At 60.8% G+C, this 7,243-nt stretch carries 8 protein-coding genes; 4 read left to right on the top strand and 4 right to left on the bottom strand.

The genetic code is table 11. From position 1 onward, the window contains the following. The 3 genes from FY112_RS02680 to FY112_RS02670 form a co-directional block, all read left to right on the top strand. Positions 1 to 164 (top strand): sigma factor-like helix-turn-helix DNA-binding protein (locus FY112_RS02680; RefSeq protein ID WP_281408433.1); only part of this gene is annotated, 164 nt, incomplete at its 5' end. Beyond that, positions 151 to 918, top strand: a complete 768-nt coding sequence (locus FY112_RS02675) for an anti-sigma factor (protein WP_151517594.1) — start codon at positions 151 to 153, stop codon at positions 916 to 918. The genes FY112_RS02680 and FY112_RS02675, both read left to right, overlap by 14 nt. Positions 919 to 938: 20 nt before the next feature. Continuing rightward, the gene (locus FY112_RS02670; protein WP_017957777.1) at positions 939 to 1,649 is read left to right on the top strand and encodes a Bax inhibitor-1/YccA family protein; all 711 of its coding nucleotides are present in this window, start codon (positions 939 to 941) and stop codon (positions 1,647 to 1,649) included. 120 nt (positions 1,650 to 1,769) lie between these two features. On the opposite strand, the gene FY112_RS02665 is transcribed toward FY112_RS02670, so the two are convergent. From FY112_RS02665 to repA, 4 genes are all read right to left on the bottom strand, one after another. Continuing rightward, the gene (locus tag FY112_RS02665; RefSeq protein ID WP_017957776.1) at positions 1,770 to 2,903 is read right to left on the bottom strand and encodes an RHE_PE00001 family protein; all 1,134 of its coding nucleotides are present in this window, start codon (positions 2,901 to 2,903) and stop codon (positions 1,770 to 1,772) included. Positions 2,904 to 3,083: 180 nt separating this feature from the next. Beyond that, positions 3,084 to 4,298 carry a plasmid replication protein RepC gene (gene repC / locus FY112_RS02660; protein ID WP_151517593.1) on the bottom strand — a complete coding sequence of 405 codons (1,215 nt, stop codon included), beginning with the start codon at positions 4,296 to 4,298 and terminating at the stop codon, positions 3,084 to 3,086. Positions 4,299 to 4,452: 154 nt separating this feature from the next. After that, positions 4,453 to 5,448 (bottom strand): plasmid partitioning protein RepB, encoded by a 996-nt coding sequence (gene repB, locus FY112_RS02655; protein ID WP_131621334.1) that lies wholly within the window; start codon positions 5,446 to 5,448, stop codon positions 4,453 to 4,455. After that, complete coding sequence (gene repA, locus FY112_RS02650; protein WP_151517592.1) at positions 5,445 to 6,641, bottom strand: plasmid partitioning protein RepA; 1,197 nt, start codon at positions 6,639 to 6,641, stop codon at positions 5,445 to 5,447. Before repA ends, repB begins: the two co-directional genes overlap by 4 nt. A gap of 202 nt (positions 6,642 to 6,843) precedes the next feature. On the opposite strand from repA, the gene FY112_RS02645 reads away from it, so the two are divergent. Continuing rightward, positions 6,844 to 7,243, top strand: a 400-nt coding sequence (locus FY112_RS02645) for an SAM-dependent methyltransferase (protein WP_151517591.1), incomplete at its 3' end; no start/stop codon positions are given.

Here is a 7,243-nt window from a genome sequence, read left to right as displayed (position 1 = left end):
AAGACCTTTCCTACCAGGAGGCCGCCGAGGCGCTTGGCATTCCAGTGGGGACGCTGATGTCGCGCATCTCCCGCGCCCGCGCTCAACTGCGCGAATTCGAGGAGAAGACGCCGCGGGTTTCGCATCTGAGATTAATCGGAGGGAACGGCAATGAAAGCAGTTGATCCGATCATCGATGCCGATCTCGACGCCTATGTGGATGGCGAGCTCGATGTCGCCCGTCGCATCCAGGTGGAATCCTATCTTTCCGACCATCCGGCGATTGCCGCTAAGGTCATGGCCGACCTCAGCATGAAGGGCGAACTGCGCCTGGCGCTTGCCGGCGAAAGTGCCTTCGGCCGGCCCGAGACCCGCGATGCCGCCCGCCGGCTGGAACGTGGCCTTTCCTATGGCCGCATCTTACATTCCTTGCAGCGCGTTGCCGCCGTCGGCATTCTGATCGCCGCCGGCTGGGTGGCGCACAATTCCTTCGGCGCCTTCTCGGCGACCGAGGTGGTGGCATCGGTTCCAGCACCCGCCTATGTCGAGGATGCCGTCCGCGCCTATCAGACCGCGGCGCTGCGCCAATCGATGCCTCCGCAGACGCCGGCCACCTATAGCGCCGACGATATTCGCGCCGCCACGGCGATTGTGATGCCCGAACTGCCCAGGGATTGGAAGGTCGCCGACGTGCAGATCTTCCCGTCCGAATTCGGTCCCAGCGTCGAGATGGCGATCGAACAAGCGGATGGAAAGCAACTGTCGCTTTTCGCCGTCCGTCCGGGCGCTTTCGAGGTCAAGCCGGTCAGTCATCTCACGCTGGAAAAAGCGGAAGCCGCCTATTGGCAGATCGGCGAGGTCGCTTATGCGCTGATCGCCGACGATAGCGGTCTCAATCTCGACCAGGCGGCCGAACGGCTCGCCCGCTCGCTCTATTAATTCAAACCGAGGAGATCAGCATGAACCCGATCAATTCCCGCTACGGCGCCGTCGCCGGCTCCCAAGCCCTCTTCGACGAGGGCCTGCGCCAGCACATGCTGCGCGTCTACAACTATATGGCTCTCGGCCTCGTCATCACAGGCCTGGTGGCCTTTGTCGTCGGCTCGACGCCGGCACTTTATGTCCCGATCTTCGGCTCGCCGCTGAAGTGGGTGGTGATGCTCGCGCCGCTCGCCTTCGTCTTCTTCTTCTCGTTCAAGATCCAGACGATGTCAGCCGGCACCGCTCAGATCACCTTCTGGGCCTTCTGCGCCGTGATGGGCCTGTCGCTCGCTTCCGTCTTCCTGGTCTTCACCGGGATGAGCATCGCGCGGACCTTCTTCATCACCGCGACGATGTTCGGCGCCACCAGCCTCTACGGCTATGCGACCAAGCGTGACCTGTCGCGCATGGGCTCGTTCCTGATAATGGGCCTCTTCGGCGTCATCATCGCCTCAGTCGTCAACATCTTCCTGGGTTCGAGCGCACTGCAATTTGCGATCTCGGTGATCGGCATCGTCGTCTTCGTCGGCCTCACCGCCTATGACACGCAGAACATCAAGGAACAGTATTCGGAAAACTACGATCAGGAATCGAACCAGAAGCTTGCCGTCTTCGGTGCGCTCTCGCTCTACCTGAACTTCGTCAACATCTTCCAGCTTCTGCTCAACTTCACCGGCGAGCGGGAATAGGGACTGCGCTTCTGGGGGCAAAGGAAGCGCAAGAGCGCCTGGTCTGCAGTCTGTGACAGGATGGCGGACTAGGTGCTCACCCAAAGGAAACGGCCGGGCCAACGCCCGGCCGTTTTCGTTTCAAATGATGCCCCAGGCGCGGTAGCGCCCCCGGCCGGTGATTTCACGAATGCCGATGTCGTTGACGAGGTTTAGCGCACCGCGCGGCGTGATGCGCAGATGACGGGCAATCATCGCCGCCGAGACCATTGGCCGCGACAGGATGAAATCGGCAAGCTCCGGCAGGCTGCTGTTCGAACGGCGGCCGCGAAAGCGCAGCTCCATCTGCGTGCGCGCCAAGGTCAAGCGGTCGATTTCCTTGAGGCCGGCCACAGCGCCCAGATGCATCGCCTCCAGAAAGGCTTGCAGCCGCGTGACGCGATCGCGTGCTCGACGACGCTCATGGCGCACCAGCTTCAGCCCGCCGTAAAAAGAAAACAGATGCGACGCGACCTTGCCGCGGGCGCGTAGATGGCTTGCGACCAGAAGGCCGCCGAGCCAGTGCTGACGCCGCAACGGCTCGATCCTTTCCCAGGCTTCGAAGAGGATGATGGCGCCGAGAACCGGCGGCAAGGTATCGGCCAATGGCTGGACGCTTCGCCACTCCGCTAGCCGCTGTTCCTCGTCCCACTCGTCGTCACCGAGCAAGCCGAGAGGATCTTCGTTGCGCCTTGCCGGGGTAAGGGCAGCCGTCTCGCTTGCCGGCGTTTTCCCCGTATGGATATCGAGCAGCTTCTGCGAGCGGGCAAGAAGCGCATCGATCTCCGCCATCTCGGCAGCGAGCGGGCCGCTCTCATCCTCGCCTTCCTCGTCGGTCTCGGCCGGAACTGCGGGGCTCTTCGCGTCCGGCACCTTCCCCTCCCCTTCCCCGCCGGTTGCAGTCAGCGTCGCAAGACCCGAGACGCCGAGTGCCCAGGAGGGTTCGCCTGTCCAGATGCGCCGACGTGCCCGCAGCACGGAATGGGCGATCGTCAGTTCGTGGGTGGGAGCGCGGCTATCCATATGCGCATCATGCAAAACGAGATCCTCGACATGCACGAGTTCGCCGGCCACCCACAGCGCGCCGGCGGCATCGAAGAAATGGCTGCGTTCGGCAAATCCCTCGCCGACCGGCGAGCGCAACACCCGCTCGTCCAGCCGCGCCACCGCATCCTCCGCCGCGGCAAGGGCTGGAAGCAGGGTTTGAAGCATCGTGCCGTCGATATCGTAGCGCATTGTTAAGCTTTAGGGTTTTTCACAAATGGAAGCAAAACACGTGTTTCCTTCCGCCATGTATGACATGGTTAACAGCGTATTTCAACAAAACTGCGGAAATGGAAGCCGTTAAGATGGTTGATCGACCGGCCGCATATGCTTCTAGCCGTCGCAGCTGGCGCGAAACTTTTTCATAGCCGCTCATCCGGTTTTCCTCGCCGCCGGACCATTTGCCCGCATCAGCGCCATCAGCATCGGTCCCAGCGAGAATTCGCCACGCTCCGCCCGCCGCGTCAGGTCACGCAGGTAACCGCCGGCCGAGTTGATATGTCCGCCCCTTTCCAGAATGCAGGCGATCACCGTGGCGGCGTTTTCCGGCCCCATGACATCGCAGGCCAGCTGATAGGCGCTGGGGCTGACGCCAAGAGTGGAGCGGACGATGACGGCCGCAGCCATCAGATCGCGCCAGCTGCCGATGCCGCCGCCCGGGCCGTAAGCGATGATCTCCGGGCAGGCCTGCAGCACCATGGCAAGGGGGAAGGATTTCGGCGGCTCCCGCCACGGCTGCGGTTCTTCCTCCGGCTTTGCGTCCTGCTTCGTTTCGAAGCTTGGTTCAAGTTCAGATATAGGGTGTGGGTTTGAACTATGTATGTGCCGACCGTTTTGGTTATCATTGGCGTCTGATTTTTCTGTTTTCGACTTCGATTCCAGCGTCTTGACGATCAATTCCCGGAAAGCTTCGAGATCAGCCAGCAGGCTTTCCATCTCGGCGGCCGACGGGCGGCGCGGCAGGCTTGCGGAAAGCAGATTGAAATGCTTTTGCATCTCGATCCATTCGCCGGCAATTTCCTCTTCCAGCGCGATCTCGATGAGCTTGGTGATGTCACGCCGGCAAAGTGTCAGGCGCTCCCTCAGGCGCTTCCATTCGAGCTTGGCGGCCATCACCTGAGCCGCCTGCGCCTCGATCTCGCGAGCGCGCACCAGGAGCGGCGCCAGGCTGAAGCCAAAGGCTTCACCAAGCCCGCCCTCGCCGTTGCGGCGGGCAAAACGTTTCCCGTTCGGGCTATCCCGGCGGATGATCAGGCCGGCTTCCACCAGCATCGCCAGGTTCCTCCGCAACGTCGTGCCGGCCATGCCATGCGTGCGCAGCGACAGCTGCTCGTTTGAGGGAAAGACGACGAAGCCGTTGGCCTCGGCAATCTCGTTCTTCGGGTAGAAGGTCAATAGCGCGTTGAGAACAGCCAGGGCACGGTCGGATACGCCGACCATGTCCTTTGCTTCGCAGAGCGCACGAAATATCTTCCACTTGTCGACCGATGCGTCCGGATCGACCTTGCTGGCGCTCTCCTGGCTTGCCAGCATGCCACGTGTCATCGATCGCCGCCCAAAGGGCGTCGATATATATTGAGGCTCCATGTCCCTCACCTTTTTTCAAGGCAAAAGAAACCTACCACCCAAAAGGATGCCGAAGACGCTTGACAGTGATTCGAGGAAGTGCGATTCTCAGATTGTCCAGATATGAGAAAGGCTTCCGCGGCGGCAACGTTCGGAGGCTTTTTTCTTTTGCGGTCTACTCTCCTGCTTGCAATTTGCCGGCCCGATAGGCTTCGTAAAGCTCATCGAGACGGCGTGAAATGTAAGCGCCGAAATCCGGCGCATCGCCGGTCTTCAACGCGATCGTGAAGGAATTGCCGGCGCTTTTGATTCGGCCGGCAATCTTGCCGCCGCTCTTCGGCTTCCAGTCATATTCCGTGGTTTCGGGTTTCGCCTCTTTCCTGGCGAGCTCAGCAACCAAAAGCTCGAAACGGCGGTCGCTCTCTTCCGCCAGGAAACTTCCCGAGGCAATGAGCTTGGCAAGCCGGGCGGCCGTCATCCCATTCCAGTCCTGGGCAAGCGCCATCCACCTGCGTCGCCCGATGCCAGGCGCGGCTCCGACCGAGCTGACGATTTCGGCGGGGATGGCTTTTGCGACGGATATCAGCTTCGATAGCTCCGTCTTGTCCGTCGACAGCGCTTTCATGATAACGGGACGCTCAAAACCCTTGAGCTCGAGATTGAGGGCAAAGACCGCGCGCTCGATATAAGAAAGGTTCCGGCGCGCCGAATTCTCGATGCCCTGCGCGATGACGACATCGGTATCGTCGAGCTTGCGGACGATCGCCTGCACCTTGAGCCCGAGCAGCTTGACAGCCTGCAGACGGCGATGGCCATAGGCGATCTGGTAGCGATCCTCATCATTGGGATGGCGGCGAACGAGGATCGGCACTTCCTGGCCGTTCTCGGCAATCGAATGCACCAGCTCGTCTTCGATATCGAGGGGCTGGTCGGCAAGGCGGTCACGGACGAAGGAGGAATCAATCAGATCGGGATCAAGCTCGACGATGCGTTCACCGGAGAGCAAAGCCTCCTGCATTGCCCTGCTCTCTTCCTCCATGCGGCCAAGCGTCAGCGCCATCGTCCGAACCGGCCCGGCCGATCCGCGCGAAGACGGTTCCTCGTAGTTGGCCGCGGCCAACTCCTGGGCCGTATCGTCGAAAAGACCTTTCAGGCGATCCCGTCTGCTCATACTCGACCCCAGGCTTTGTGAATACCGGCGAGAACCTCGCTGTTGGCGGCATTGACCGATTCCAGCGCCCGGTCATAGGTCGAGCGGCGCACCTGCCCCTTCTCGATCTCGTAGAGCGTCTGCTTGGTCAGGCCGACATCGGCGATCGCCGTCGATTTGAGAATGGTCGCCGTCAACACATCATCACTGAAGAGGCCGCGCAGCAGCGCGACGATCTGCGACTGCGGCGCATCGAAGGGTTCGTGACGAGTGACGACATATTTGATGAAGTCATGCTGCAGATCGCCGCCGGCCTTGCGCACGACAGAAAGCAGATCCGAAGTCATCAGCAGGAACTGCGACATGGAAGCGACGTCGACCATTTGCGGATGGATGGTGATGAGCAGCGATGTTGCCGCGCAGACGGCGCCAAGCGTCAGATAGCCAAGCTGCGGCGGGCAGTCGATCACCACGATGTCGTAATCGGCCTCGACCTCGGCAATGGCGACGCCAACGCGACGGAAGAACAGCTCGCCGGGTCGCTGCCGGTCGTTCAGTGCTCGTGGCGTCTCATGCTCGAACTCCATCAGTTCGAGATTGCCTGGCACCAGATCCAGCCCATCGAAATAGGTCTTGCGGACGATCTCTTTCAGCGGCTTGCGGCCCTCATCATAGCGAATTGCGCCATAGAGCGTATCGCCCTCGGAAAGATCGAATTCGGGCTGAACGCCGAGCATGGAGGAGAGCGAAGCCTGCGGATCGAGATCGATCGCAAGCACCCGGTAGCCCGCCAGCGCCAGATACTGCGCCAGATAGAGCGTCGTCGTTGTTTTGGCCGAGCCGCCCTTGAAATTGGTGACGGCAACCGTCTGCAGCTTTTCGCCAGGGCGACGCCACGGCTGATAGGAAAGCGCGTCCTTCGGCTTGAGCTTCGCCATATACTGGCGCAATTCGTTGATCTGGCCGAGTGTGTAGGAACGCCGACCATTCTGGGCAAGATCCGGCTGCGGTCCCTTGCCATCCAGTGAAAGCTGGCGAAGATAGCCGTCCGAGACGCCGATCATCTGGGCCGCCTCGCCGGAGGAGAATGTTCGTAGCGTCTTTTGCGAGAGCGGCGGAAACAACTTGTCGCGGAGGAGCTTCAGTTGCCGCGAAAGCTGGTTCGCATGCCGCTCGATCCGTACATCTGTCGTCGATACGCTAATGTTGTCCAAAACACCCAATCCTTTTCGATGCGCTTTTCTGTCAACTTAGCGTCAAAAAGCGTATCGAAAGTGACACGATTCGGGAATTGCAGCAACAACAGGGCCAAGTTAGCAACAATGAAGCAGGTTGGCCGCGGCCAACTCCCTGTCCCACCCTTGCGGCGAGCCAGCTTTTTCGGCAAGACCCCCAGGACTCAAGGGGAGTATCCGCGTGAAGCATATCCATATCATCGGCATCGGCACGGGCAACCCGGAGCACCTGACCATACAGGCGATCACCGCGATGAACGCAGCCGACGTGGTCTTCCTGCCGGTCAAGGGCGTAGGCAAGGAAGAGCTCGCTGAAATCCGGCGGGATATCTGCGAACGCTATATCACGCGGCCGGCTGGCAGGATTTCAGAATTCGCGGTGCCGCAAAGGCAGACGGCAAACAAGAGCTATGTGCAGAGCGTCGACGCCTGGCACGGCGAGATCGCCCGCATCTATGGAGAACTGATCTCCGGTCTCCCGGATGATGGCAGCGGCGCCTTTCTCGTCTGGGGCGATCCCAGTCTCTACGACAGCACGATCCGCATCATCGAACGCGTGCGCCGGGAGGGCCGCCTGGATT

The sequence above is a fragment of the Rhizobium sp. PEPV16 genome, assembly GCF_008919455.1.
In the GTDB taxonomy this organism is placed as follows: Bacteria; Pseudomonadota; Alphaproteobacteria; order Rhizobiales; family Rhizobiaceae; genus Rhizobium; species Rhizobium leguminosarum_Q.
The sequence above is the reverse complement of the archived record's forward strand: the minus strand, read 5'-3'. Positions and strand labels throughout refer to the sequence as shown.

What these genes read in the sequence shown, in the direction of transcription:
- FY112_RS02675 (WP_151517594.1), top strand. Translation starts at nt 151, where the DNA reads ATGAAAGCAGTTGATCCGATCATCGATGCCGATCTCGACGCCTATGTG.
- FY112_RS02670 (WP_017957777.1), top strand. Translation starts at nt 939, where the DNA reads ATGAACCCGATCAATTCCCGCTACGGCGCCGTCGCCGGCTCCCAAGCC.
- FY112_RS02665 (WP_017957776.1), bottom strand. Translation starts at nt 2,903, where the DNA reads ATGCGCTACGATATCGACGGCACGATGCTTCAAACCCTGCTTCCAGCC.
- repC (WP_151517593.1), bottom strand. Translation starts at nt 4,298, where the DNA reads ATGGAGCCTCAATATATATCGACGCCCTTTGGGCGGCGATCGATGACA.
- repB (WP_131621334.1), bottom strand. Translation starts at nt 5,448, where the DNA reads ATGAGCAGACGGGATCGCCTGAAAGGTCTTTTCGACGATACGGCCCAG.